General features: G+C 59.9%; 22 protein-coding genes. 10 read left to right on the top strand and 12 right to left on the bottom strand.

Annotation, left to right across the window (positions count from 1 at the left end; all coding sequences use genetic code 11):
* A partial coding sequence (locus ABYM29_RS08625) for a hypothetical protein (RefSeq protein ID WP_372864329.1) occupies nt 1–95 on the bottom strand: 95 nt, incomplete at its 3' end.
* Between the two features lie 348 nt (nt 96–443).
* On the opposite strand from ABYM29_RS08625, the gene ABYM29_RS08620 reads away from it, so the two are divergent.
* Nucleotides 444–1691 carry a cytochrome P450 gene (locus ABYM29_RS08620; RefSeq protein WP_372864328.1) on the top strand — a complete coding sequence of 416 codons (1248 nt, stop codon included), beginning with the start codon at nt 444–446 and terminating at the stop codon, nt 1689–1691.
* Between the two features lie 62 nt (nt 1692–1753).
* Here ABYM29_RS08620 and ABYM29_RS08615 read toward each other — a convergent pair whose 3' ends face one another.
* Genes ABYM29_RS08615 through ABYM29_RS08605 form a run of 3 tightly spaced genes read right to left on the bottom strand, consistent with a single transcriptional unit; the run spans nt 1754 to nt 4305 of the window.
* Nucleotides 1754–3208 (bottom strand): NAD-dependent succinate-semialdehyde dehydrogenase, encoded by a 1455-nt coding sequence (locus tag ABYM29_RS08615; protein WP_372864327.1) that lies wholly within the window; start codon nt 3206–3208, stop codon nt 1754–1756.
* Nucleotides 3209–3223: 15 nt separating this feature from the next.
* Nucleotides 3224–3859 carry a GNAT family N-acetyltransferase gene (locus ABYM29_RS08610; RefSeq protein WP_372864326.1) on the bottom strand — a complete coding sequence of 212 codons (636 nt, stop codon included), beginning with the start codon at nt 3857–3859 and terminating at the stop codon, nt 3224–3226.
* The gene (locus ABYM29_RS08605) at nt 3856–4305 is read right to left on the bottom strand and encodes an acyl-CoA thioesterase (RefSeq protein ID WP_372864325.1); all 450 of its coding nucleotides are present in this window, start codon (nt 4303–4305) and stop codon (nt 3856–3858) included. Before ABYM29_RS08605 ends, ABYM29_RS08610 begins: the two co-directional genes overlap by 4 nt.
* Nucleotides 4306–4691: 386 nt before the next feature.
* Here ABYM29_RS08605 and ABYM29_RS08600 point away from each other — a divergent pair, with 386 nt between their 5' ends.
* Nucleotides 4692–5483, top strand: a complete 792-nt coding sequence (locus ABYM29_RS08600; protein ID WP_372864324.1) for a hypothetical protein — start codon at nt 4692–4694, stop codon at nt 5481–5483.
* A gap of 82 nt (nt 5484–5565) precedes the next feature.
* Here the strand turns inward: ABYM29_RS08600 and ABYM29_RS08595 are convergent, their stop codons facing one another.
* From ABYM29_RS08595 to ABYM29_RS08575, 5 genes are all read right to left on the bottom strand, one after another.
* Nucleotides 5566–6273 (bottom strand): 4'-phosphopantetheinyl transferase, encoded by a 708-nt coding sequence (locus ABYM29_RS08595; RefSeq protein ID WP_372864323.1) that lies wholly within the window; start codon nt 6271–6273, stop codon nt 5566–5568.
* 3 nt (nt 6274–6276) lie between these two features.
* A complete protein-coding gene (arsH, locus tag ABYM29_RS08590; protein ID WP_372864322.1) occupies nt 6277–6984 on the bottom strand; it encodes an arsenical resistance protein ArsH in 708 nt (235 codons plus the stop codon).
* Between the two features lie 99 nt (nt 6985–7083).
* Complete coding sequence (locus ABYM29_RS08585; protein WP_372864321.1) at nt 7084–7761, bottom strand: type 1 glutamine amidotransferase domain-containing protein; 678 nt, start codon at nt 7759–7761, stop codon at nt 7084–7086.
* A gap of 56 nt (nt 7762–7817) precedes the next feature.
* Entirely contained in the window at nt 7818–8858 is a 1041-nt protein-coding gene (locus ABYM29_RS08580) for an NADP-dependent oxidoreductase (RefSeq protein ID WP_372864320.1), read from the bottom strand.
* A gap of 60 nt (nt 8859–8918) precedes the next feature.
* Nucleotides 8919–9524 (bottom strand): TetR/AcrR family transcriptional regulator, encoded by a 606-nt coding sequence (locus ABYM29_RS08575; protein WP_372864319.1) that lies wholly within the window; start codon nt 9522–9524, stop codon nt 8919–8921.
* Nucleotides 9525–9674: 150 nt separating this feature from the next.
* Here ABYM29_RS08575 and ABYM29_RS08570 point away from each other — a divergent pair, with 150 nt between their 5' ends.
* Together ABYM29_RS08570 and ABYM29_RS08565 are read left to right on the top strand one after the other, a co-directional pair.
* The gene (locus ABYM29_RS08570) at nt 9675–10697 is read left to right on the top strand and encodes a DUF2804 domain-containing protein (RefSeq protein ID WP_372864318.1); all 1023 of its coding nucleotides are present in this window, start codon (nt 9675–9677) and stop codon (nt 10695–10697) included.
* 198 nt (nt 10698–10895) lie between these two features.
* Nucleotides 10896–12773 (top strand): S8 family serine peptidase, encoded by a 1878-nt coding sequence (locus ABYM29_RS08565; RefSeq protein WP_372864317.1) that lies wholly within the window; start codon nt 10896–10898, stop codon nt 12771–12773.
* A gap of 77 nt (nt 12774–12850) precedes the next feature.
* Here the strand turns inward: ABYM29_RS08565 and ABYM29_RS08560 are convergent, their stop codons facing one another.
* On the bottom strand, nt 12851–13879 hold the full coding sequence (locus ABYM29_RS08560; RefSeq protein WP_372864316.1) for a helix-turn-helix domain-containing protein: 1029 nt from the start codon (nt 13877–13879) through the stop codon (nt 12851–12853).
* Nucleotides 13880–14014: 135 nt separating this feature from the next.
* Between ABYM29_RS08560 and ABYM29_RS08555 the strand changes: the two genes are divergently transcribed.
* From ABYM29_RS08555 to ABYM29_RS08535, 5 genes are all read left to right on the top strand, one after another.
* The gene (locus ABYM29_RS08555) at nt 14015–14845 is read left to right on the top strand and encodes a metal-dependent hydrolase (RefSeq protein WP_372864315.1); all 831 of its coding nucleotides are present in this window, start codon (nt 14015–14017) and stop codon (nt 14843–14845) included.
* Nucleotides 14846–15116: 271 nt separating this feature from the next.
* Nucleotides 15117–15824, top strand: coding sequence for a cytochrome c (locus ABYM29_RS08550; RefSeq protein ID WP_372864314.1), 708 nt, complete (start codon nt 15117–15119; stop codon nt 15822–15824).
* A complete protein-coding gene (locus ABYM29_RS08545) occupies nt 15824–16981 on the top strand; it encodes a cytochrome-c peroxidase (protein WP_372864313.1) in 1158 nt (385 codons plus the stop codon). Before ABYM29_RS08550 ends, ABYM29_RS08545 begins: the two co-directional genes overlap by 1 nt.
* A 41-nt stretch (nt 16982–17022) precedes the next feature.
* Nucleotides 17023–18420, top strand: a complete 1398-nt coding sequence (locus tag ABYM29_RS08540) for a parallel beta-helix domain-containing protein (RefSeq protein ID WP_372864312.1) — start codon at nt 17023–17025, stop codon at nt 18418–18420.
* Between the two features lie 110 nt (nt 18421–18530).
* Nucleotides 18531–20801: a TonB-dependent receptor gene (locus ABYM29_RS08535; RefSeq protein WP_372864311.1), complete on the top strand. Its 2271-nt coding sequence runs from the start codon at nt 18531–18533 to the stop codon at nt 20799–20801.
* 29 nt (nt 20802–20830) lie between these two features.
* Here the strand turns inward: ABYM29_RS08535 and ABYM29_RS08530 are convergent, their stop codons facing one another.
* A complete protein-coding gene (locus tag ABYM29_RS08530) occupies nt 20831–21379 on the bottom strand; it encodes a redoxin domain-containing protein (protein ID WP_372864310.1) in 549 nt (182 codons plus the stop codon).
* Nucleotides 21380–21490: 111 nt separating this feature from the next.
* Nucleotides 21491–22930 (bottom strand): HDOD domain-containing protein, encoded by a 1440-nt coding sequence (locus tag ABYM29_RS08525; RefSeq protein WP_372864309.1) that lies wholly within the window; start codon nt 22928–22930, stop codon nt 21491–21493.
* Between the two features lie 237 nt (nt 22931–23167).
* On the opposite strand from ABYM29_RS08525, the gene ABYM29_RS08520 reads away from it, so the two are divergent.
* Nucleotides 23168–24527 (top strand): long-chain fatty acid--CoA ligase (locus ABYM29_RS08520; RefSeq protein WP_372864308.1); only part of this gene is annotated, 1360 nt, incomplete at its 3' end.

Raw genomic sequence — 24527 nt, 5'->3', positions numbered from 1 at the left:
GCCTGTTTGTCGACCTCGTTGCTGTAAATCCACAGGTGCCCGCCGCGCAGGCGGCGTTCTTCGTTTTTGGCTAGGCGCAGGGTGGGCAGGCTCATGCTGACATCTCGGCTGGTGGCGATAAGGCGGCATTATCGGGGATTGGTGCCGGACTGGCCAGTGTAATACCCGGGTGTGGCCGACGCCGGACGCCTTTTTCCGGTGGTGGTGAGCTATAGACCGGGCGGTGAAGGGCGCGGTGATGAGCTAGATTAATAGATGCGACCATCGCGATGGCGCCTCAATTGTCATTGTGGCGAGGACATGAGTCTGGAAATTTGGTTAATGGTCTGTTACCTTTGGTTAACGACCTGTTACTTTTGTTCTGGGACGGTCAGACTTGTCGCGCGCTAGCGAATAACAACGGTGTGAAAATGCCCTTTTGGGCCTGATTGAGGAAAACAATTATGAGCCAGTGTCCATTTGCCAACCTGCTCAGTCTGGATACCTACCAGAACGGCATGCCCTATGAAGAGCTGGCGAAGATCCGCCAGGCGGGTTCTATGGTGTACATGGAAGATCCCGAAAACGGTGTGCCCTACTGGGCGGTGGTGAAGCGCGATGCACTGGACTTTGTGTCGCAGAACCCGGATCTGTTCTCGTCTAATATTGAGGGTCCCTTCCCGATGGAAGTGCCCGAGGGCGAAGAAGAAATTCAGGCGATTATGCACGAGAACATCATTATCGCCATGGATCCACCCAAGCACATGAAGTATCGCAAAATTGTCCGCGACGCCTTTACTCCGCGCGCGGTGGCGAATATGGAAGAGTGGCTGCGCAAGGGCGCCCGCGAGATCATCGATCGTGTGGCCAAGAAAGGCGAGTGCGAGTTTGTTGAAGAAGTGGCCGCCGAGTTGCCGCTGATGGCAATTCTGGAGTTGCTGGGTGTACCCCAGGAAGACCGCAAGCAGTTCTTCGACTGGACCAACATCATGGCCTTTGCCGATGACCCGGACCTGGCCACCAGCCGCGATGATGCCAATGCGGTGAGCTTTGAAGTGATCGCCTACGCTGCTGAACTGGCAGCCAAACAGCGCGAAAACCCCACCAGTGCCGTGGTTGAAGCGCTGCTGAATGGCGAAGTTGACGGCAAGAAGGTCGACGAGGAAATGTTCGCCTGGATGTTCATCCTGATCATGGTCGGCGGCAACGAGAGTACCCGTACTGCCACCGCCCACGGTATGCGCCTGCTGGTTGAACACCCCGAGCAGCTGCAGCACCTGGTGGATCACCCGGAAGACATCCCCGATGCCGTTGAAGAGATGCTGCGCTACAACACCGCATTTATTGCCATGCGCCGCACCGCGACGCAGGACATCGAGTGGAACGGCCACAATATCAAGAAGGGCGATAAGGTGGTGCTTCACTACCACGCCGTCAACCACGACGAAGATGCCTACGGCGACGACGCGATGAAGTTTGATATTCACCGCGCCAAGCGCCTGCCGAATATGCGCCGCGAGATTCGCTCTTTCGGTATCGGTGAGCACTTCTGCCTGGGGATGAACCTGGCGCGTATGGAGCTCAATATTATTTTTGAAGAATTGATTCCGCGTCTGCGCAACCCCAAGTTCGCCGGCGATGTGACCTATATGCGTTCGTTCTTTATCAATACCATCAAGGCGATGCCGATCACCTTCGACCCCGAAGTCTGAGCGCGGCCGAGAGAGTAAAAAGCCCTCATTTGAGGGCTTTTTTTATGCCTGTGGTTTTGGCGTTATTCGCTGAGTCCGCCCAGGCACAGATACTTCATTTCCAGGTAGTCGTCGATGCCGTATTTGGAGCCCTCGCGGCCGATGCCGGACTGCTTCATGCCGCCAAAGGGCGCGATCTCACTGGCGGTGCTGCCCTCGTTAATGCCGACAATGCCGTACTCCAAGGCCTCGCCGACCCGCCACACCCGCCCCAGGTCGCGGGTGTAGAAGTAAGCCGCCAAGCCGTATTCGCTGTCGTTGGCCAGCTCGATGGCCTGCTGTTCGCTGTGAAAGCGGAACAGCGGAGCTACCGGGCCAAAGATCTCTTCGCGGAACACGCGCATTTGTGGGGTGGCGTCGCGCAGTACCGTGGGTTCGTAAAAGTGCTCACCGATTGCCGATCGCCGACCGCCGGTGATGGCCGAGGCGCCACGGGCCAGGGCGTCATCCACCAGCCCGGCGACTTTGTCGCAGGCGGCGGGGGTGATCAATGGCCCCATGGTACTGCTGGTTTGGGCGCCGTCGCCGAGGCGAAACTTCTGTACCTCGGCGGCCAGGCGGGCGGCAAATTCCTCGTAGATGCCGTCCTGCACCAGTAGGCGATTGCTGCACACACAGGTCTGGCCGGCGTTGCGGTATTTAGAGGCCATGGCGCCGGCTACGGCGGCGTCCAGGTCGGCGTCGTCAAAGACGATAAAGGGCGCGTTGCCGCCCAGTTCCATCGAGGTTTTTTTTACGGTGGCGGCGCACTGTTCCAACAGTAGCTTGCCGATGCCGGTGGAGCCGGTAAAGCTGACTTTGCGCACCGTCGGGTTGCTGGTCATTTCGCCGCCGATTTCACTGGCGCGGCTGCTGCACACCACGTTGAATACCCCGGCGGGAATACCGGCTTCCTCAGCCAATGCCGCCAGCGCCAGCGCGCTCAGCGGCGTTTCATGGGCGGGTTTGACGACAAAGCTGCAACCTGCGGCCAGTGCCGGTGCCGCCTTGCGGGCAATCATCGCATTCGGGAAGTTCCACGGGGTGATGGCGGCAACCACGCCCACCGGCTGTTTGATCACCAACAGGCGCTTGTCATTGGAGGGCGCCGCGACAATGTCGCCATCTATGCGCTTGGCCTCTTCGGAAAACCACTGCACGTAACTGGCACCGTAGCCGATTTCGGCGTCGGCTTCGGCGCTGATTTTGCCCTGCTCGGCGGTGAGTATGGCGGCCAGGTCGCGCTGGTGCAGGCAAATCAGCTGATACCAGCGCTGCAGCAGCTCAGCGCGCTGTTTGGCCGTGGCGCCGCGCCAGGCGGGAAGCGCGGCTTCGGCGGCGGCAATGGCGCGGCGGCAATCGTCGGCGCCGGCGTCGGCGACCTCGCCTAGGTGCTCGCCATTGGCGGGATTGTGCACGGCAAAGCGGCGCTCAGCGCTTTGCCATTTGCCGTTTATATAATTGTCGAATCGCAGTAGGTCGGGGCGTTGCAGTTGCATGGTGGCTCCTTATTGTTATGTGTTGGCGGCCAGTGCCAGCTCCATATAGCGCTGGCCGGGCACATGGCCAAAGTCGCTGCGCAGGGCGCTGTGGTATTGCTGTACCACGCGAAAACCCAGTTGCTCATACAGCGCTTGGGCGCGGGGATTTTCCTCTGAGACATTGAGGCCGGCGCGGCGATAACCCTGTTGCTGGGCGCGCCGCAGCAGTTCGGCAACCAGTCGCCGGCCGTGGCCCCGGCCCTGCTGGTCGGGGCGCACCGCCAGTTGATAGATAAAGGCGACGCCCCGGGGCGGCGGCTTGATTACCGCTTCGGTGCGCAGTCCGCGCCAGGCGGTGCGCAGCGCGGCCAGCGGCCGGTAATGGCGCAGTATTAAGGTCATCGCCTGTGCGGTGAAGCGCGGTGTCTGGGCGGCGAAGCGCAGCGCGCCCAGCGCAACAATCTCACCATTTTCTTCTAAGGCTAGGTGCTGCTCTGCGCTAAATTCATTGCCGCCAGTGGCAAAGGCGCGGCGTAAAAACGCGTCCAGCTGATCGCTGTTGCGGTCGTTGAAGGCGTAGGCGAAGGCCTCTGGGCCGGAGCTGATGATCAGCGGCAGCGCGGCGTCGATGTCGCCGGGCTGGCAGTAGCGGAAGCGGGCGCTGCTCATAGCGGGTGGCTCTCGCCGAGAATGCGCTCCAGTCCCCTGCGCAAAGCCTCGTTCATGGTTTGCGGGCGCTCGCTGTCGCGGTCGACAAACACGTGGGTGAAACGGCCGTGGGCGGCGGCCTGGGCTTCACCGCGGCGGAAGATGGCCAGGCCGTATTCCACGGAGCTGTTGCCCAGCCGATTCACCCGCAGCGCGCCCTCCAGTTCATCGGGAAAGGCGACCGCGCTGCGGTAAAAGCATTCGCTGTGCACGATGTAGCCAATTTGCTGGCCGCGGTGAATGTCCAGGCCGCAGTGCTCAATGAGATAGCGGTTAGCGGTGGTGTCGAACCAGGCGTAGTAGTTGACGTTGTTGGCGTGGCCGTACACGTCGTTGTCCATCCAGCGGGTGGAGATGGGGGTAAACCAGCGGTAGTGCTGGCGCTCGCCGAGGGACTTGTCGGTCATGGCGGTTCCTTGTCGATAGGCCGATTGGTGGTGATTTCGGCTAGCAGCTTAGAGCAGTGTGGTGGCGCTGGCGAGTCATAGTTGCTGTGCCGGCCGGGGCTGGCAGTGCCGTGTTGCGCTTAACTCGGCGGCCGGCCTGATTCTCTAGGGCGGGTGAGGCGTGACATTGCGCGGGCCGGCTTTTGCGGTATTTCCCTTATTTGGGTAGGTGTATGTGCGTATTTGATAGCGTAGTTGTGCATAGTAATTTGCGTAACAACCTTAGTTCTGTGGGTGGCGGTATAACGCCAATGCCTAGTGGTGGTGTTGCCAGGGCGCTGCGTTTGCAGTGTCGGGGTCGGGGGCATTGATGCGCCTTGGCCGATAATAAACGTGGAGTCTTTCGCATGTCATTTCGTCGATTAAAAAGCGGTCTTGCCCTTGGAGTTTCACTGGCGGTGTCTAGTTTCAGTCACGCTCAGCTGCCACAGATCCCGGTGTTGGGTGATGTGCTGGCTGGCTTGGGCGGCGGACTGCCCGGTCTGGGGGCGCTGGCCAATGTTGGCGCTGGCGCGGGTGCCGATTTGCCCGGCCTGGACGCCCTGCCACTGCCCGGTTTGGATGCCCTAACGACTGCCGGGCTGCCCGGTTTAGACGCCCTGCCGCTGCCGGGCTTGGATGCGCTGCCGCTGCCCGCCGGTGGTGGCGATGTGGCCGGCCTCAGCGGTTTACTGGACGCCCTGCCTTTGTTGTCATCCGAGACGCCGCAGCTGCCGGGTGTCAATGCCTTGCTGAGTATTGTGAATGGCTTGGGTAGCGGCGGTATTCCGGGGGCGGATATGCTGCCGCTGGTGGAATTGGCCGCTGTGGGTAGCGGCGACATCACCTTGCCGGGCCTGGAGGCCTTGCAGTTGGATCTTTCTGCACTGTCTGATTATGCGACGCTGGGCAAGGTCGAAACTTCGGTGGCGGCGGTGGAGACGTTTGTGAATAGCATCGCTGAAAATCCCCAGTCGCTGGCGGGCTTTGGCTCCCAGTTGGGCCCGGATACCGTGTTTGCGATGGTGCCGCTGCTGGGGGCGATTAAGGACGACCCGGCAGCCTTGCCTGATTATTTTACTGCGGGTGGCACCGTGCTGAGCAGCGAGATGCACCTGCTGCCGCCGCTGCCACTGGTGAACCAGCCGCTAGAGTTGTAATACCCGGCCCCGGGGTAGTGGGGCAATGCTTCTCCAGCATCTCCTTCGGGCACCTTTTGGTGCCCTTTTTTATGCGCGGCTGTCAGTGCTCAAGGAGCAGGCTGCTGCGCAGCAGCTCGCCGACCTGTTCATATAGCAGTTTGACTTCGCTGGGGCAGCCGGGCAGGTCGGCGAGTTCGGGGCTGATGGCAAAGTGCAGCTGGCTGCGCGACGGATCGATGGCGATCAGCTCGGCGGCGCGGTAGCCGAAATAGCGCTGCACTATGGGGTACAGCGCCTTGTAGATACTTTCCTTGGCGGAAAAACACAGCGCCACGGCATCGCCGTGGCGCAGGCCGCTGTGGGCGAGCAGCTGGATCTCGCTGGGCGACAGTATGCGCTGCTGCAGTTTGGCGGCGGCGGCCGCGGAAATGCGCCGTTGAATATCTACGCCGACGGCGCGGTAGTGCTGTCGGCTGGCGGTGACACACAGCGCCTTGTCGTCGCCGTGGCTAATGCTGCCGAGCAGACCCTCGGGCCACTGCGGGCAGCGCTTGGCATCGGCGAGCAGGGTGAAGCGGTCAATACCAAAGGCGTTCAGCGCGCGATCGGCTAGCCAGCGGCCGGCAAAGTATTCGGCCTGGCGTTTGCGAGTGGCGGCGGCGATGGTGGCCGGGCAGTGGATGCCGCAGAGGGAAAACAGCGAGGGCTGAAAGGCGTCGAGGTGGAAGTCGGCGGCCAGCTGCAGCAGGCCGTGCTCTGCACTGCCGCGCTGTTCGCTGAGGCGGATGAATTCCTGCTCGCTGGCCATCGATCAGTTGCGCTGACTGACGCGTTGCTTAAGTTGCTCGGCGCTTTCCACGCGCTCTGAGTAGCGGTCGACCAGGTAGTCCTTGCGGTCGCGCAGCAGCAGGGTGAACTTGACCAGCTCTTCCATGACATCGACCACGCGATTGTAGTAGGCCGACGGTTTCATGCGGTCGTTGTCGTCAAACTCCAGCCAGGCCTTGGCCACTGAGGACTGGTTGGGAATGGTGAACATCCGCATCCAACGCCCCAGTACGCGCAGTTGGTTGACCGCGTTAAAGGATTGCGAGCCGCCGGACACCTGCATCACCGCCAGGGTTTTGCCCTGGGTGGGGCGCACTGCGCCGATGCTGAGCGGAATCCAGTCGATCTGCGCCTTCATAATGCCGGTCATGGCGCCGTGGCGCTCCGGCGAGCACCACACCATGCCGTCGCACCACTGGGCCAACTCGCGCAGCTCGACCACCTTGGGGTGGTCGGGCTCCTCGGCGTCGGGCAGCGGCAGGCCGCGGGGATCGAAAATGCGGGTCTCGGCGCCGAAGTGCTGCAGCAGGCGCTGGGCCTCCTCGCTGAGCAGGCGACTGAAGGAGCGCTCGCGCAGTGAGCCGTAGAGCAGCAGAATTTTCACCGGCGAGGCATTGTCGGGGGTCTTAAACAGCGCCTCTTCATCAATGGCATATAGTGAGTCGGCGTGAATATTCGGCAGGTCGGTCATGGTGCGTCCGCGTTGATTAAGTTGCGGACGCTATTGTATTGGCTGCGTAAGAAAATGTCGCTAGGGCAGGGGGCGGTGAGGCCGCCCGCAGGGCGGGGCTCAGCGCAGCTGTTCGATGACGGCTGTTGCCAGCGCCGCTGACGAGGCGGGGTTTTGGCCGGTGAGCAGCTGGCCGTCGCAGACGATGTGGCTGGCCCAGTCCTCACCTTTTTCGTAGCGCGCGCCGCGTTCGCTGAGCATGTCCTCCAGCAAAAACGGTACGATCTCGCTGAGGCCAACGGCGGCCTCTTCGCTGTTGCTGAAGGCGGTGATGCGCTTGCCCTTAACCAGTGGCTCGCCATTGGCTTCAATGCTGTGACGGAACACCGCCGGCGCGTGACAGACGGCCGCCACCGGCTTGCCGGCGTGGTAGAACTGCTCGATCAACAGCACCGACTGGGGGTCGTCGACCAGGTCCCACAGCGGGCCGTGGCCGCCGGGATAAAAAATCGCGTCGAAATCGCGCTCGCGCATATCGTTGAGCTTGTGGCTAGTGGCCAGCAGTTGCTGAGCTTCGGTGTCGTTGCGAAAGCGCTCGGTGTCGGCGGTTTGCGCGTCGTCGGCGTCGCTTTTGGGGTCCAGCGGCGGCTGGCCGCCCTTGGGCGAGGCCAGGGTGATTTGCGCGCCGGCATCTTTGAAGACGTAATAGGGGGCGGCAAACTCCTCCAGCCAGAAGCCGGTTTTTTCGCCGCTGTCTCCCAATTGGTCGTGGGAGGTGAGCACCATCAAGATGTTCATACTTGTTCCTGTGCGTAGTCCTAGGGATCGGCGGCCCCTGCGAGCCGCCTGCTTGGTCAGGCCTGCTCGGGGCCCACTTGCACGACCATTTTGCCAAAATTGCGACCTTCTAACAGGTCGATAAAGGCCTGGGGGGCATTTTCCAGGCCGTCGACGCGGTGCTCGCGGTATTTGATTTTGCCGGCCGCCAGCCACTGCTGCATGTCGCCGGCAAATTCCGGGTAGCGGTCGCCGTAGTCGTCAAAAATAATAAAGCCGCGTACCGTCATGCGCTTGACCAGTATCGCCTGCATCAGCAGCGACATGCGGTCGGGGCCGTCGGGCAATTCGGTGGCATTGTAACGCGAGATCATGCCGCACAGCGGAATACGGGCGCCGGTGTTGAGCAGCGGCAATACCGCATCGAAGACTTTGCCGCCGACATTTTCAAAGTAAATGTCGATGCCGTCACCACAGGCGGCCTTAAGTTGCTGGGCAAAGTCATCGGCCTTGTGGTCGAGGCAGGCGTCGAAGCCGAGTTCCTCGACGGCGTAGGCGCATTTCTCCGGGCCACCGGCCACGCCGACTACCTTGCAGCCCTTGAGTTTGGCAATCTGGCCGACGGTGGCGCCCACCGGCCCCGTGGCAGAGGCCACCACCAGGGTTTCGCCGGCCTGGGGTTTGCCGATATCGAGCAGGCCCATATAGGCGGTGAAACCGGGCATGCCGAGAATCCCCAGCGCGTAGGACGGCGCCTTGGGATTGTCGCCCAGTGGCATCAGTCCCTCGCCGTTGGACACGCAGTAGTCCTGCCAGCCGCCGAGCGCGAGCACCCAGTCGCCGTCACTGAATTTCGGGTTGCGGGAGGCAGCCACGCGGCAAACGCTGCCGCCGGTCATTACCTCGTCAATGCCCACTGGCTCGGCATAGGATTTGGCGTCGCTCATGCGGCCGCGCATATAGGGGTCCAATGACAGGTAAACGGTGCGCAATAGCACTTCGCCGTCATTAAGTTGCGGCAGGTCGGCGGTTTCCAGTCGAAAGTTGTCGTGACTGGGTGCGCCCTGGGGGCGCGAGGCGAGAACAATGCGGCGGTTGTGTTGTGGGCTCTGGCTCATGGTGACTCCTGTTATTTCGCGTTGTGTTGGTGTCGGCGCTGGCGGTGCCCGCCGGTGATACTAGGGATGTTGCTGGAGTAGTTGTCGGGTGTTGTGCATGGCGCTGCGCAAGGGCGCATCGCTGCGCTGTACTTTGGCGAGCAAGCTGGCGCCCAGCCACAATTGATACAGGGCCTCGGCGCTGGCTGCCGGCTCAAGGCTTTGCAGGGAGCCGTCGTCCTGACCCTGCTGTAGCAGGGTCGTGAGTTGGCTGATGACCGTGTCGCTGCCGTTCTTCAGGCGCAGTCGCATGGCTTCAGAGAGGTCGGCGACCTCGGCGCAGAGCTTCACCATCAGGCAGCGTTCGCTCTCGCAGGGCCCCGACTCATTTTCCAGCCAGCGCTGCCAGTAGCGCAGCAATTTCTCACGGGCGTTGAGGTCGGACGCATTCATCAGCGCTTCGACACGCTGCTGATAGCGACAGAAATAGTGGTCTAACAGGGCCTCGCCAAAGTGCTCTTTGGATTTGAAGTAGTAATAAAAAGAGCCCTTGGGGACACCGGCACTGCCCAGCAACTCGCTGAGACCGACGGCGGAAAAGCCGCGCAGACTGATCAGCGAGTAGCCGGCGTCGAGGATGCGCTGGCGGCTGTCGCCGCGCTGGGACTTGCTATTGGTCGCTTTCATGGTTGCCAGACTACATGCTAATAGACCGGTCGTCTAGTTCTCTGTGTGGATTCTGTCGCGGCGGCTGTTGGCGCTTGGCGGTTTGGTCTACCATGGGTGCCGCGCAGCGGACTCAACCGAATGCGCTAGCAAATTAATGGGGAGGTGTGGGTGGACGGCAGTGTTGGGGGCAATCTTATTGGTGCGGACGGTCAGCCGCAATTTGGCCTGTTTGAGCAGCCGCTGGCGAATATCAATTACCGCGATTTCGATTTGCGCGATGCCATGGATAAGCCGCGTGGCCGCTTGGCTAAGCATTTCGCCTTTAACCAGTTTCAGTTTATATCGCTGTGCTGCGAGGAGTTGATCGTCGGCCTGGCGATCGTCGATTTGAAATGGGTCAGCAATGCCTTTGTCTACTGCTACGCTCCCCGCAGTGGCGAGTTTGAGGAATTCAGCTTTGTGCAGCCGCTGGCGCGCCGCAGCCACATCGACACCACTCCCAATTGCGGTGAGGCGCGTTTTGCCAGCGGCCGCAATCAGCTGCGTATCAGTGCTCAAGCCGGCAGCCGCCGCGTCGAGTTGTCCCTGGCCAGTGGTCTGTACATCGATGCGGAGATCGACGAGGCAGCGGGCTATCAACCCCTGTCGATCTGCACGCGCGCCGGTTACGCGGGCTGGGTCTACACCCAGAAGACCACCGCGAGGCCGGCCAGTGGGCGCTTGCGCTGGCGCGGCCGCGAGTTAGATTTGGCGGCCAGTGAGGCCCTGGCGGGGGTTGATTGGAGCGCCGGCTATATGCGTCGCGAAACCTTCTGGAACTGGGGCAGCCTGTCGGCGCGGCTCGGCGATGGTCGCCGGCTGGGCTTTAACTTGGTTGCCGGCGTCAACGATACCGGCTATACCGAAAACGCCCTGTGGCTGGATGACAAGCTGGTCAAACTCAGTACCGTGGCCTTTGAATTTAATCGCCGAGACGGCGAGGCGCCGTGGTTTATGCGCTCCCAAGACGGCGTGCTCGACCTGCGTTTCGAGCCGGCTGGGCGGCGCTGTGAGCGCCGCAACGCCGTGCTGATTGCCTCGAATTTCAGCCAGTATTTTGGCCGCTACTACGGCCGTATTCAGCTGGCGGAAGAAACCCTGGTGTTGGATGGTCAGTGGGGCTTCGCCGAGAATCACTTCGCGCGCTGGTAGCGGCTGTTGGCTGCGCTTCCTTGATGTGCGTCACAAAACGAGTTAATTGAGCCGCGCTGGCAAAGTTAGCGCTGTCAATATGCGGTGGTTAACGGTTTGTCACTAACAGTATTGTTTATAGTCGCCGCTGGCCGTTAGAGCCAGGCCGAGGGATATGGCCAGCATACGACAATAAATAATATTGGGGACTCTATATCCATGACGATTAAAAAACCTTTGTTACTGAGCTCGGTACTGGCGCTAAGCCTGAGTGCCTGCGGTGGTGGCAGCAGCAGTGACAGTGATAATAGCGGCGCGGTTGCGCAAAGTTCTGCGGCGGAAAACCAGTCGGCTCAAGAGCTGAGTCGTTTCGAGGCCTCGGTTTCCGATAATTTGACGGCCGGCGAGTTGATTGACGGCCAGTACATCGTATTGCTGCAAAAGGCTGAGGGCAGTCTGCTCGGCGCTTTGCCTCTGCCTGAGTTGGTGGACAGCTTGCTGGCCACGGTGGGTGGCGAATTGCTGGGTCTCTATCAAAATGCGGTGAGTGGTTTTGTCGCCAAAATGAGCCCGGAGGCCGCGGCGCTGTTGGCGAAAAACCCGCTGGTTAAATTGGTCGAGCAGGATCAAACGGTCAGTATTGCCGCCGTGCAAAGCAATGCCACCTGGGGACTGGACCGGGTTGACCAGCCCGCGCTGCCGCTGGACAACCAGTACAGCTACAGCGTTGATGGCAGCGGTGTGCATGTTTACATCGTCGATACCGGTATTCGCAGCAGTCACAACGAATTTAGCGGTCGCTTTGGCACGGGGCGCAATTTTGCTTCCGCTGGCGGCCTGTTTGGCGGCAGTACCGATCCCGAGGACACGGAAGACTGTAACGGTCACGGCACCCATGTTGCCGGCACCACGTCGGGCAGCAGCTACGGTGTTGCCAAGGGCAGCACGGTTTACCCGGTGCGGGTGCTGGACTGCAACGGCTCGGGGACCAACTCCGGGGTGATCGCCGGCGTTGACTGGGTGGCGGCGAATCACCAGGCGCCGGCGGTGGCCAATATGAGTCTGGGTGGTGGCAATAGCTCGGCCCTGGACGAGGCGGTGCGCGGTGCGGTCAATGCCGGTGTAACGATGGTTGTCGCGGCCGGCAATGACAACACTGATGCTTGTACGGGTTCGCCTAATCGGGTTGCCGAGGCGGTGACCGTGGGTTCGACCACCTCCTCTGATGCGCGCTCGTCGTTCTCCAACAAGGGCAGCTGTGTCGATATTTTCGCCCCCGGCTCATCGATTACTTCTGCCTGGTACCAGAGCGACAGCGACACCAACACCATTAGCGGCACCTCAATGGCAGCGCCCCATGTGGCCGGTGCGGCGGCGTTGATTCTGGCGCAAAACCCCGGTGCGACGCCTGCTGAAGTGTTCAGCGCACTGCTTAACGACGGCGTGGCCAACCAGCTTAGCGGCCTTGGTAGCGGTTCACCCAACCTGTTGTTGCAAGTGGCGCAGGGCGAGGGTGTCGACTTCCCGCCGAACGCCGCGTTCAGCTACAGCTGTAACGAGCTGAGCTGCAGCTTTGATGCGTCGGCTTCCAGCGATGATGAGGCGGTCAGCCAGTACAGCTGGAATTTTGGCGATGGCAGTAGTGCCAGTGGGGTGAACGCCAGTCACAGCTATGCGGCCTATGGCGATTACACGGTTACGCTGACGGTCAGTGATACGGCCAGCCAGCAGGACAGTGCCAGCCAACAGCTCAGCTTGGCTGAACCCGGTGCCGGCCCCTGCCCGGAATGCGAGCAGACCAGCGGTACCTTGAGTGGCAGCAATGACAATGACTACAGCCCCAGCAGCAATGGCTTTAACAGCAATGGTGGTCAGTTCTATGCGCTGCTTGAAGGCCCGGCCAATGCCGATTTCGACCTGATTCTGGAGAAGTACAGCAGCAGCTTGTTCTTTGGCGGTTGGTCCAGTGTGGCCAGCAGTGAGAGCAGCAGCTCCAATGAGGAAATCAGCTACAGCGGCACCAGTGGCAGCTACCGCTGGCGGGTGAAGTCCTACAGTGGCAGTGGTGACTACACCCTGTATACCGACAACCCCTAAGTGGTCGGCGCGTAATCGTTAAGGCACCTTCGGGTGCCTTTTTTCTTACTGGGATCAGCGGCCGGGGAGTGTGCGCCTTAGTTGGTTTCCTGTTGGCGAAACTGGCTGGGTGTGCAGCCGGTCCAGCTTTTGAAAGCCTTGGTAAAGTTGCTGGCATCGCTGTAGCCCAGTTGCTCGGCGATCTGCTCGACGCTGGCGGGGCTCCTCAACAATTCGCGGGCCTGGCGCTCGCGAATTTGGTCCTTGAGTTGCTGGAAACTGCAGTGCTCGCTTTTCAGGCGCCGCTGCAGAGTCGCTGTCGACATATTGAGCCGGGCGGCGATGTCATCAATGGCGGGGGATTCACCACGGCTGCGTTGCAGCTGAGCGACGACCCGCGAAGTTGTATTCTGGCTGGGCTGGCTGCGGCGCAGTTCGGATTCGCAGCGCGCAACAGCCAGTGATGCCAAGTCGTCATTGCGGCTGCTCAGCGGCGTATCGAGAACGCTCCGCGGCCAGGACACGCTGTAATAGTCGTGGTCAAAGAGAATGCTCGAACCGCCGGGCAGCTGTGGCGCCGGGCTGTCGGGGGCGGGGCCTGTCATGGTGATGCGGCTGGCCAGCTGAGTGGCCGGGCGGCCGAGTATTTGGCGGCTGAGGGTTTCCAGGCAAACCATCAAACTCAGGCAAACATAGCGCATGGCGGGGCTGTCGCTAACCTGGGGTTGGATAATCACCTCGGCGCGATCGCTGTGCTCGCCGCGCTGCAGGGCGATGAAGTCAACGCGGGTTGATACATAGCGATAGAGCTTGTCGGCAGCTTCGGGCACGCTGCGGCTGTGCTGGGCGGCGTAGCCCAGGTAGCCGTGCTTGGATAGGGTCATGCGGCGGCCGCCTTCCAGGGCCGACCAGAGGTTGCCGTCAACGGCCTGAAAATTACTGACCGCCTGCAAGAAGGATTCGTGGCCAATACTGACGTCCTGTAATAGCAATACCTTTGGGCTGAGGCCGCTGCCAGCGAGCAGGTCGCCGACATTTACACCGCGCTCAAAGGCCTGTTCACTCAGCGATATTAGGTAGTCGCTGGAAATGGTGTGGCAGCCTCGCCCCAGTTTTTCCGTGTCCATGGCTGTCCCTAAAGTTGCGCTAAAAACACCGGCCGCTGCGAGAATATAACCTGCCGCGGCGAAGGTCACTATGCCATAGTTTGGTCATCCCCGGCGCCTGCGGCAATAGCGCCTGCCGGTCACAGGAGAACAGCGATGACGGATGACAATAGCATTACGGTTAGGCGTATGAATTTTGTTATGCCCAGCGAAATGGACAAGTACTGGTTTGGTGGCAACCCGCTAATTTCTGCCTTTTTCTACGCGATGTCGGCGACTTTTCCCGACGGCGAGCGCTTCTTTATCGACACTGTGCGCCACTACCAGAAGGAGATTGAGGACCCGGCGCTCAAGCAGCGCATTCGCGGGTTTATCGGCCAGGAAGCCCATCACGGCAGGGTCCATGAAGATTTTAATGCCGCATTGCAGGCCAAGGGGTTTCCAATGGCGGCGGTGGCCGCAAGAGCCAAGGCCCTGCTCGATATTGCGCGCCAGCGACTCAAGCCGCAGCGCCAGCTGGCGATTACCGTGGCCTTGGAACATGTCACGGCGACACTGGCCGAGCACGCCCTGCGCCACCCAGAGGTGTTGGCGCAAATGGAGCCGACGTTTAAAGATATGCTGATTTGGCATGCGGTCGAGGAAATCGAGCACAAGGCGGTGGCGTTTGATGTGTTTCGCGAGCGGGTTGGCGATGAGTTTTTGCGCCGCCGGGTATTGATGATAGCGCTGATATTGTTTTTTGGCCGGGTGATGGTGTTTCAGCGCCAGTTACTGCGCGCCGACGGCCGTCGTGCCAGTCTGGGTGAATGGTGGCAGGCGCTGCGGTTTTTCTGGGGACGGGGCGGCTTGATGCGCGAATCACTGCCGCATTTTGTTCGCGCGTTTCGCCGCGGCTTCCACCCGGATGATATCGACCAGCGGGCGCTGGTGCGCGATTGGCAGCAACGCTACCCGGAGGTGGCCGCGCTGCAAGTTCAGGGCTGAGCGGCAAGCCCGCGTCTCTGGTTTGTGTTGGTGGCCTTTACCTGGCGGTGCAGGGGCTTTGCCTGTCGGGCCACGGTTTAAATCAACAGCCAACGCCGCGCCGATGCACCGTGCGCCGGTGTCGGTATGGCCGGCGACTGGCGGTGAACACCGGCTGGTCAATTGGCTGTGCGCATTGCGCGATGCAGGCTATGCTCAATAAAAATAATAGTAATGGCGGCCGCTGTGTCATCGATACACGCGCTAGGCCGCCGGCCTGTTGGAGCGGAATATGGGAAGGGTTTTTGGCTATCGAGCCGCATGCCGCGGCGTGATGTTGGCGTGGTGCAGCGTGTTATTTGCCTGCGCTGGCGACTCCGGGCCGTCGGCGGACAGCCAGCAGGCCGCAAGCCAGGCGCAGCAGCTGCTGAGCTCGGGCAGCCGCGCCGATGGCAAAGCCTTGTATCAGGCCTGCGCGGCCTGTCACGGCGCCCAGGCGGAAGGTAATCGGGCGCTGGGCGCGCCGTCGCTGCGCAATCAGCAGCACTGGTATTTGCGGCGGCAGCTTGATCAATACCGCGCGGGTCAGCGCGGCAGCCATCCCAAAGACAGCTACGGCCAGCAGATGCAGGCGATTGCTAAAACACTGCCCGACGACGCGGCCGTCGAGGCCGTGGTGAGCTACATTGCCGGCCTGGGCAACAAGCCGGCGCCGGCGACCTTAACCGGGGATGCCAAGCGCGGTGCGGACTACTACAGCAACCTCTGCGGCGCCTGCCACGGCCCTAACGCAGAGGGACTTGAGCTGCTGCAGGCACCGGCGCTGGCCGGCGTCGATGACTGGTATTTACGGCGTCAGTTCACGCATTTTCGCGACGGCCTGCGGGGCGCCGATCAAGGCGATAAGTATGGCTACCAAATGGCGATGATGGCCGGCTCGCTGCCCGACGAGGCGGTGCTGGACGATGTGCTGGTATACATCCAATCGCTGGCGGACTAATGCTCGGGTTATTGCGCCGACCCAGCGGCGCGCTGCTGCTGGCTCTGTTGCTGCCGGCGGCGCAGGCTGAGTCCGGCTGGCAGCTGCAGAATTTCTGCCCCGCCGGCTTTGAGCTGCGCGAGGGCGGTTGTTATCTGCGCAGCCTGTACCGCGATTACGCCTCGCTGCAAGGCAGTGGGGTCGGCGGTCTGAAAACCGGATTGCCGGCGCTGCGCGAGGGTTTCTCGCCGCAGCAGATCGACTTGGGGCGCCTGCTGTTTTTCGATCCCATTCTGTCCGGCACTGGCGAGCTGAGCTGCGCCTCTTGCCACGACCCGCAGCAGGGCTTTGCCGACGGTCGCGGTCGCAGTATTGGCGCCGGCGGCCAGCTGGCCGAGCGCTCGGCGCCAACACTGTGGAATGTGGCGTTTTTGCGCCGACTGTTCTGGGATGCGCGCGCTGACTCGCTGGAGGCGCAGATGGAAGGTCCGCTCTACGATCCCCGCGAGATGGCGAACAGCCCGGCCAAGCTGTTGCAGGATTTGCGCGCCACGACGACCTACCCCGCGCTTTTTGCCCAGGCGTTTAACGGCGACGCCAGTATCCAGTTGGCGCAGATTTACACCGCCATTGCCGCCTTTGAATCTTCCTTGATTTCCCTCAATAGCCGCTACGACCTCTATGCCCACGGCTATCACGAGGTGCTTACTGCCCATGAAATTGAGGGCATGAATATTTTTCGCTCCTTTGTCGCGCGCTGCGCTGAGTGCCATACCCCGCCACTGTTCACCAATCAGCAAGTGGCGGTATTGGGTACGCCTGAACCCGCTGGTCGGCCGTTAGATCCCGGTGTACAGGCGGTGACCGGTGACGCCTCTCAGCGCGGCGGCTTTAAAGTGCCGACGCTGCGCAATATTGCGTTTACTGCACCGTATATGCACTCCGGGCGCTTTGCCACGCTGCGCCAAGCCACGGCGTTTTACAACGGCGGGCGCGGGCACGCGGTCCCTGCTGGTGAAGCCCTGAGTCTGCACTGGCATATCTGGGAGCCGAACCTCAGTGACGAGGAGCTGGACCGCCTGGTGGATTTTATGAAGACGCTCAGTGACCAAAGCTTTATGCCGGTGTTGCCCGCTGCTGTTCCATCGGGGCTGCCACCGATACTGGGAAGCCAATAGAAATGACGATGTCACCGTCGATTACCCTGAGGAGTACGATCATGAAAACGGCTATTGCCAAGTTGGCGCTATGGCTATTTGTGCTGTTGGCGAGTCCCTTGGGTCTGGCCGCCGAGATCGCCGTCGAAGATGGTGACTCTATTCAAGAGGCGGTGAATAAGGCTGCGCCGGGCGATGTGATTTTGATCCATCCGGGCACTTACAAGGAAAGTGTCTACGTCGACAAAGACAATATCACCCTGCGCGGCGTGGTGGTTGAGGGGCAGTGGCCGGTGATGGACGGCGAGCGCAAGCGCAACGATGCCATTTTATATTCGGGCAATGGCGTGACGGTAGAGTGGCTGACCATCAAGCACTACAAGGGCAACGCCATTATGGGGCAGGCGGGAAATAACTACCGCATTCGCTACAACCGGGTAATCGACACCGGGGTATATGGCATCTTTCCCCAGTTTGGCCAAAATGGTCTGATTGAGTACAACGTGCTCAGTGGTATAGAGGACGCTGCCATTTACGTCGGCATGTGCGACAACGTGGTGGTGCGCCACAATGAAGTGTTCGACAACGTGGCCGGTATCGAGATTGAAAATACTCGCCACGCCATTGTTGAAAACAACTATGCCCACGACAACACCGCGGGTCTGTTGGTGTTTATTACCCCCGGCTTGCCGATCAAAACCACTTACGATGTCATCTTGCGCAACAATTTTGTGGTGAACAACAACACCGAAAATTTCGGTGCCCCGGGATCCATTGTCGCAAAAGTGCCGCGCGGCATCGGGGTGGTGATTATGGCTGCCGATGACGTCATTGTGGAGGGCAATATTATTTCCGGTAATACCACCGCCGGTATTGTGATTACCGACTTGGCGTTTATCACCGATATAGCTTCCGACCCCGAATCCGAACCCAACCCCGATCGTATCGCCATTCTCGATAATTTGATGTTCGACAACGGCAGCGATCCGGTGCCGGATATCAAGGCGGCGATGCTCACCCAGTTTAGCCGCCGAGGCCCCGATATTTTTGCCAACCTGGGTTCTGCGCAGGAGGCCGACAACTGTATTGTGAATAAGCAGCAATACCTGACCTTTGGCCTGAAGAAATGGAGTCAGTGTGAGCGGCGGAACACCCACGATATCGACAGCTATCTGCTTGCCGACGGCGCCCCGCCGAGAGCGATAGAGAATGATGAAGACCGTACTCAACGCCTTTACCAGGGTATTTGCGCCGGGTGTCACGCTTACAATATGCGCATGATCGGTCCGCCAACACTGACCTTGCAAGCGCTCTATCACAATGATGCCCAGGGCATTGCCGACTATATTGCCGCCCCTCATAAGGTGCGCCCCGACTATCCGCCGATGCCATCACAGGGGCATTTGTCAGCGGAGCTAAGACGCAAGGTTGCGGAATATATGCTAGAAGTGGAGAAGTAACTAACGATTTATCTATGTGCTGAGCGGCGCTGGCTGTTTGCCGCTGAGTGACATCTGGCCCGGGCCGCTGCGGCTGGGCATAGCTTGTTAGCAAGTGAAGAGGGAAGAGTATGAGTGCCCGTCGCTTATCGCCAGCGCTATTGCTTGCTGGTTTACTTGCCGCCGCCCCCTTGCTGCAGGCCGCCAACAATCTCGCCTTAGAAGAAGTGGTGGTGACAGCCCAGAAGCGGGAACAGAGCGCGATGACGGTGCCCGTCACGGTAGATACCTTTAGCACTCAGGATCTAGAGAACACCGGCGCGCTGACCATGGCCGATATTCAGGCCTATATTCCCGGTTTGAAGGTCGGCAGCAGCGTGCAGGATGCCGGCGGTGTCACGCAGTCCTTCTTTGTGATTCGCGGCGTTGAGAGCTCCAATATCAGCACCGGTGGGGACCCCTCGGTGGCGACATTCCTCGACGGTGTCTACCTGCCTCGGGCGGCGATTACTGTGCCATTTTCCGATATGGAGCGCGTGGAAGTGCTCAAGGGGCCGCAGGGCACACTGTTTGGCCGCAATGCGGCGGCGGGGGTGGTGAGTTTTGTTTCCAATGGCCCAAGTGTGGAGGAGCGCGAGGGCTTTTTGGCGGCGAAACTTGGCAGTGCAAACCTAGTGCGCATTGAGGGTATGGCCAACCTGCCGCTTGCTAAGGACGTGGCGCTGCGGATAAATGCACTGCACAATCAGCGCGATGCCGTGGTCGACAACAAGGGGCCGGCGCGCCCCGACCCGCAGGAGCAAGATAACCAATTTGTGAAGCTCGCCCTGCTCTGGCAGGTCAGTGAGCGCTTGCGCATGCAGTTATCCGCGGATTACGACAAGGTGGATAACGGCCCGCAGGCGCGACTGGGCACGAGCGAGCAGCATTCCAACTACCCCGATCCGACGGCTCGCAAGCTGAATACCGATGCGATGAACCCGGGGGAGTCGCGGGATATGCACGGCGTCGTGGGCAAGCTTTGGTACGAGCTGGATGAGCGCCGCGCACTGAGCTTTACCGCCAGTCACCGCGCGTTTGAAACCTATAACCTGCAGGATGAAGATGGCACGGCGGTCGAGGATGTCTATGTCGATACCAACAATATTGAAGATTCGGACATCAGTTATTTCGAGGCACAATATAATCTGGCGCTCGATCGTGTCGATATGGTGTTCGGCGCGAATTACAGCACAGAAAATACTTACCAGCTCACTGCGCTGACCTTTAGTTACGGCGCGGTGGTGGAGTTGGCCTCCGATATGCTGGGCGTGCCGCCCAGTGTGATCAATTCCTTGCTGGGTGGCGCAATCGCGGGCAACTTTGTCACCGAAACCATGACCAATAAGGGCGACTTCGAAAGCTACGGTGTGTATTCCGATGCCGATTTCAGCGTCACGGAAAAGTTAAATCTTCTCGCCGGTCTGCGCTATAGCAAAGATAAAAAAACCTTCAGTTGGGAGGCGCCACTAACGGACTTTCCGCTATCACAGGCCCAGGGTGAAAACTTTTTTTTCAATAGCGATGGCGTGGAAACCGCCAGTGAACATTGGGACAAAATCACCGGCCGCTTGGTTGCCAACTACCAGTTGCTTGAAACCGCGATGGCCTTCGCCAGCTACTCGACGGGCTATAAATCCGGTGGCTACGACTCCTTAAACCCGGGCTCGGGAGAGGTGCCTTTGGCGCCAGAGGTGGTGACAAACTACGAGCTGGGTGTGAAGGGCGACTTTCTGGACACCAGTATTCGCACACAAGTTGCACTGTTTAAAATGATTATCGATGACCGTCAGGAGGCCATCGAGTCACAAAAGCCCGGCAGTGGCGCGGCGGTGCCCACGGTGATCAATACCGATGAGGATATCCAGGGGGTGGAGTTAACCCTGGACTGGCTGGCCACCGATTCCTTGCGCTTGGGCGTGGTGTATACCTACCGCGAGCAGGAGTCGCGTCGCGAGGCCCACTACGACGCGCAGGGAAATTTTGTTACCGCCGATCAGCGCTCTGCCAGTACCCCGCAGGAATATACCCTGACGTTGGATTGGTCGCCGGAGCTGTCTTTCGGCACGGTGTTGCTGCATGTCGACTATATCTACGAGGAAAATACCGACCCTGAAAATGAAGATCACCAAGACGAGTTTTACCGCGTGCCGGGCTATGGCGACGACAGTGAACTATTGAACGCGCGCCTGAGTTTTACCACGCAGTCAGGGGCGTACGAGTTTGCCCTGTGGGGCAAAAACCTGCTTAACAACGAGCGCATTTCACAGCCCGGGGGGTTGACCGGCGATGTGCTGGGCACCTACCACGTAGGCATCGTCGATCCGCTGAGCTACGGCGTCGATTTCAAGGCGTTTTTCTAGGGGCCACTATGTTAGGCCCCGCAGTGGCCTCAGGGCTTGGCCGCTTGGCTGTGGCAAAACTCGATTAAGGTCTCGATCGGCAGGTGGTCGCCCTCGTCGCGGCCGTAGTGGGCAAGCTGAATAATGCCCTCGCGGTCGATCAGAAAGTTGGCGGGCATGGTGGTCATGTTGCCCTGGATCGTGGTGGGGATGTAGCCCTTACACATGCCGCGAATTGCCGTAGGCAGGCGGGTAAACATTCCTTTTAAGACACCGAGAATAGAGCGTTCAATCGAGTAGCTTTCATAGGCGCTGCCGCTTTCGTCCGCCAAAATGGCAAAGGGGGCGTGGTGGCCGGTGGCGTGTTCTTGGAGATTGGCCAGCGGCGAATCGAATACCGCGACGATAGTGAAATCATTGCTGAATTCATTAAAGCGTTTCACCAGCTGGTGTACGCGCATATTGCAAAACGGGCAGCTGGCAAAGCGGAAGAACGACAGCATATAGGGCCTGCCGGCAAGGCTGCTGGTGTCGAAGTCACTGCCGTCTATCGCCGGCAGGTTTAATGAGGTGGCGCGATCGCCCGCTTGGTATTTCATGCAAAGTTCCCGGGATTGCAGAGTGTGGGCGTTAGATGCCGCTGCGGGCTGATTGTTACATGCCTGTTACCCGGAGTGAGATATTTTTTGCGCTGGGCCCCAGCGGCGTTGTTAGTGGGGTTCGCGCTCGACAAGCTGCTTCACTAGGGCCTTGGCACTGAGTGCCTTGTCGCCCTCCTGTTGTGTAACGACATTGCTGATTAAGCGGGCGCCGGGCTCGGCCGTTTCGCAGTAGTTTTCGGCCGCGGCAAGCAGGCGCCGGGCAATGGCCGCGGCCTCTGTCGGGCCGCTGCCGGGCAGTGCGCAAATGAAGGTGGCATCGGCTACCCGGGCGAGCATGTCGTCTTTGCGAGTGCGGCTTTCAATGATCTGCGCCATTTCCGACAGCAGGCCTTCACAGTGGGTTTGCTCGTAAGCTTCTTGCAGGCTTGGAAAGTTTGCGATGCTAATCATCACCAAACTGAGCGGCTGTTGGTCAAACTCGCAATTGTGCAGGGTGGCCTCGAGTAGCTCTGGGAAGGCGTGGCGGTTATAGAGGCCGGTGAGGGGGTCGATGGCTTCACTGATCTCGCTGACGCCGGCTTCCCGGTGTTTTTGCGGCAGGGGTGGTGGGCTGTGCTTGCTCGCAGCGTCAATGCGCTGTGGCTGAAGGATATCTCGGCTGCGATGCTCGGTTTGCACAAGCAGGGTAGAGGAAATATTCAGTTGCTCGGTCAATGGCTGCAGTGTGTCGATCAGGTTGCGAAATAGGTGCAATTGCATGGCGAGTTGGCCATCTATCCAGCGCAATTCCTCGCGACAGTGGTAGTGCAATTTTTGCAGTATGGCATCGGGCTCGCGGCTGAAGGGGAGTTCGGCAATCAGGCTGGCCAGCTTGGCGATAAAGGCCAGTTTTTCGGCTTTGCCGATTTCGAGCAGGGGCTCATCGAGTTGGCTCAGTGCCACGGCCTCGGTGATGTCGCCGTCGATGCCCCAGCGGCTCAACATGCTGCTGCTGAGTTGGCCGTGGTCGATGCCAAACTGCTCCACTTCCATGGCCCTGAGCTGCTGGCGCGAGGGCCATGTCTCGGCGATCTCCAGATAAAAGTCTGGGTATAGCGCGTCGATATGCAGCATGCCGATGCTTTGCAAGGTGGCGACAAGGATCGCCTCGTCGGCGACAAGATCCGCTTCCAGTTCTGCCAATAATCGCGCGGCGGCGGCGCGCAGTAATATGCGCAGCCAAAAACTGTCGCGCTCCAGTCCGGCTGTCGGTAGCGCCGAATAGTGTTTAAAAACGCTTATCGCAAAGCACAGGCGGATGGTGTTGCGGGTGCCAAACAGCACCGTGGCGCGCCGCATGTCGCTGAGGGTGCGACGGGGCTGGATAAGTGCTGAGTTGAAAAAATTCAGGCTGCCCTCGGTTAACTCCGGGGTGTCGGCGAGCAGCTGCACCAGCTGATCGACTTCGGGTTCTTCGCTGCGCAATAAATCGGCCAGCAGCAGGCTGGCTGCCGGCAGCGCGGGCAATGGGCTGTGATTGAGATCCATTACGTTGATGGGGGCTGGCATGGCGGACCCGTGTCTTATAAATGTCTGCGATAATAAGAATACTCCCTTCACAATAACAGCCCCCCGGCAAAGTGCCAGCCGGGTGAGTCGTGATTGTCGCGATTTGTCTCCGGGCCGGGGCCGAGATCCGCTTGTGGTCGTCCGAAATCCTACAGAAAGACTGGGCGTCGGCGGTTCACCTGGTCGCCCAAGCTGAGCTAGTATGGTTCACAAATAAGCTGAGGGAAGGTAATAATAATGACCCCGATGATGATGAGTCAGCTCACCATTACATCTATCATGAGACATGCTGAGCGCGTGAATGGCGCCACGGAGATTGTCTCGGTAACGGCGGATAACCCCCGCCACCGCTATACCTATAAAGACGCCTTTCGCCGCGTGCGGCAGTTGGCCAATGCCCTGCAAAAGTTGGGGGCGAAGCCCGGCGATACCCTCGCCACACTGGCTTGGAATGACTACCGCCACCTGGAGATCTACTACGCGCTGTCTTGCAGCGGCATGATTTGCCACACCATTAACCCGCGACTTTTCCCCGAGCAAGTTGAGTATATTGTTAATCACGCCAAGGATCAGTGGGTATTTATCGACGCCACGCTGGTAAAAATCCTCGAGCCCTTACAGGACAAATTGCCGGCGGTGAAAGGCTATATCGTCTTGAGTGATGCGGCGCATATGCCCGATACCAGCCTCGCCAATACGCACTGCTATGAAACACTGTTGGCGGCAGAAAGTGACGAGTTTGACTGGCCTGAGTTGGATGAAACGACGCCATCGGCGCTGTGTTACACCTCGGGAACCACAGGTAATCCCAAGGGGGTGATGTACACCCACCGCTCCACCGTATTGCACGCCTTTGCCAGCATTGCTCCCGATGTGTTCGGGCTGTCGGTGCGCGACGTGGCCATGCCCATCGTGCCGATGTTCCACGTTAATGGCTGGGGGCTGGTGTACAGCGCGCCTATCGTCGGTACCAAACTGGTGATGCCCGGCCCGAAGATGGGCGATGGCGAAACCCTGTGCGCACTGATCAATGAGGAGAAGGTGACTGCCTCGGCTGGTGTGCCCACCGTGTGGCTGGCGCTGCTGGACTACCTGGGTAAGTCCGGCAACAGTGTCGACAGTCTGAACCGGGTAACGGTCGGCGGCGCGGCCTGCCCGCTGAAGATCATGACCGACTTCCGCGATAAATACGGTGTCGAGGTCCAGCAGGCCTGGGGGATGACCGAGATGAACCCGCTGGGCACTTTTAACGGCGGCATTCCGCCCCAGCTCGACGGGCTCAGCGGCGAGGAGTACAACAAGATTCGTCTGAAGCAGGGGCGCCCGTCCTTCGGCGTAGAGATCAAGGTGGTCGATGCCGATAACAATGAATTGCCCTGGGATGGCGAAAGCTCCGGGGCTGTTAAGGTGCGCGGCCCGTGGATCGTCAACGACTACTACGGCTACGACGGTCAGACGCTGGACGATGACGGCTGGTTTGAAACCGGCGACGTCGCCTGTTTTGATCAGCACGGCTACATGCAGATTACCGACCGGCTGAAAGACGTGATCAAATCCGGCGGCGAGTGGATCAGCTCGATCGAGCTGGAAAATTGCG

The organism is Spongiibacter sp., assembly GCF_041602295.1.
GTDB lineage: Bacteria > Pseudomonadota > Gammaproteobacteria > Pseudomonadales > Spongiibacteraceae > Spongiibacter.
This window is presented reverse-complemented; position numbering and strand designations above follow the sequence as displayed.

What these genes read in the sequence shown, in the direction of transcription:
- ABYM29_RS08620 (WP_372864328.1), top strand. Translation starts at nt 444, where the DNA reads ATGAGCCAGTGTCCATTTGCCAACCTGCTCAGTCTGGATACCTACCAG.
- ABYM29_RS08615 (WP_372864327.1), bottom strand. Translation starts at nt 3,208, where the DNA reads ATGCAACTGCAACGCCCCGACCTACTGCGATTCGACAATTATATAAAC.
- ABYM29_RS08610 (WP_372864326.1), bottom strand. Translation starts at nt 3,859, where the DNA reads ATGAGCAGCGCCCGCTTCCGCTACTGCCAGCCCGGCGACATCGACGCC.
- ABYM29_RS08605 (WP_372864325.1), bottom strand. Translation starts at nt 4,305, where the DNA reads ATGACCGACAAGTCCCTCGGCGAGCGCCAGCACTACCGCTGGTTTACC.
- ABYM29_RS08600 (WP_372864324.1), top strand. Translation starts at nt 4,692, where the DNA reads ATGTCATTTCGTCGATTAAAAAGCGGTCTTGCCCTTGGAGTTTCACTG.
- ABYM29_RS08595 (WP_372864323.1), bottom strand. Translation starts at nt 6,273, where the DNA reads ATGGCCAGCGAGCAGGAATTCATCCGCCTCAGCGAACAGCGCGGCAGT.
- arsH (WP_372864322.1), bottom strand. Translation starts at nt 6,984, where the DNA reads ATGACCGACCTGCCGAATATTCACGCCGACTCACTATATGCCATTGAT.
- ABYM29_RS08585 (WP_372864321.1), bottom strand. Translation starts at nt 7,761, where the DNA reads ATGAACATCTTGATGGTGCTCACCTCCCACGACCAATTGGGAGACAGC.
- ABYM29_RS08580 (WP_372864320.1), bottom strand. Translation starts at nt 8,858, where the DNA reads ATGAGCCAGAGCCCACAACACAACCGCCGCATTGTTCTCGCCTCGCGC.
- ABYM29_RS08575 (WP_372864319.1), bottom strand. Translation starts at nt 9,524, where the DNA reads ATGAAAGCGACCAATAGCAAGTCCCAGCGCGGCGACAGCCGCCAGCGC.
- ABYM29_RS08565 (WP_372864317.1), top strand. Translation starts at nt 10,896, where the DNA reads ATGACGATTAAAAAACCTTTGTTACTGAGCTCGGTACTGGCGCTAAGC.
- ABYM29_RS08560 (WP_372864316.1), bottom strand. Translation starts at nt 13,879, where the DNA reads ATGGACACGGAAAAACTGGGGCGAGGCTGCCACACCATTTCCAGCGAC.
- ABYM29_RS08555 (WP_372864315.1), top strand. Translation starts at nt 14,015, where the DNA reads ATGACGGATGACAATAGCATTACGGTTAGGCGTATGAATTTTGTTATG.
- ABYM29_RS08550 (WP_372864314.1), top strand. Translation starts at nt 15,117, where the DNA reads ATGGGAAGGGTTTTTGGCTATCGAGCCGCATGCCGCGGCGTGATGTTG.
- ABYM29_RS08545 (WP_372864313.1), top strand. Translation starts at nt 15,824, where the DNA reads ATGCTCGGGTTATTGCGCCGACCCAGCGGCGCGCTGCTGCTGGCTCTG.
- ABYM29_RS08540 (WP_372864312.1), top strand. Translation starts at nt 17,023, where the DNA reads ATGAAAACGGCTATTGCCAAGTTGGCGCTATGGCTATTTGTGCTGTTG.
- ABYM29_RS08535 (WP_372864311.1), top strand. Translation starts at nt 18,531, where the DNA reads ATGAGTGCCCGTCGCTTATCGCCAGCGCTATTGCTTGCTGGTTTACTT.
- ABYM29_RS08530 (WP_372864310.1), bottom strand. Translation starts at nt 21,379, where the DNA reads ATGAAATACCAAGCGGGCGATCGCGCCACCTCATTAAACCTGCCGGCG.
- ABYM29_RS08525 (WP_372864309.1), bottom strand. Translation starts at nt 22,930, where the DNA reads ATGCCAGCCCCCATCAACGTAATGGATCTCAATCACAGCCCATTGCCC.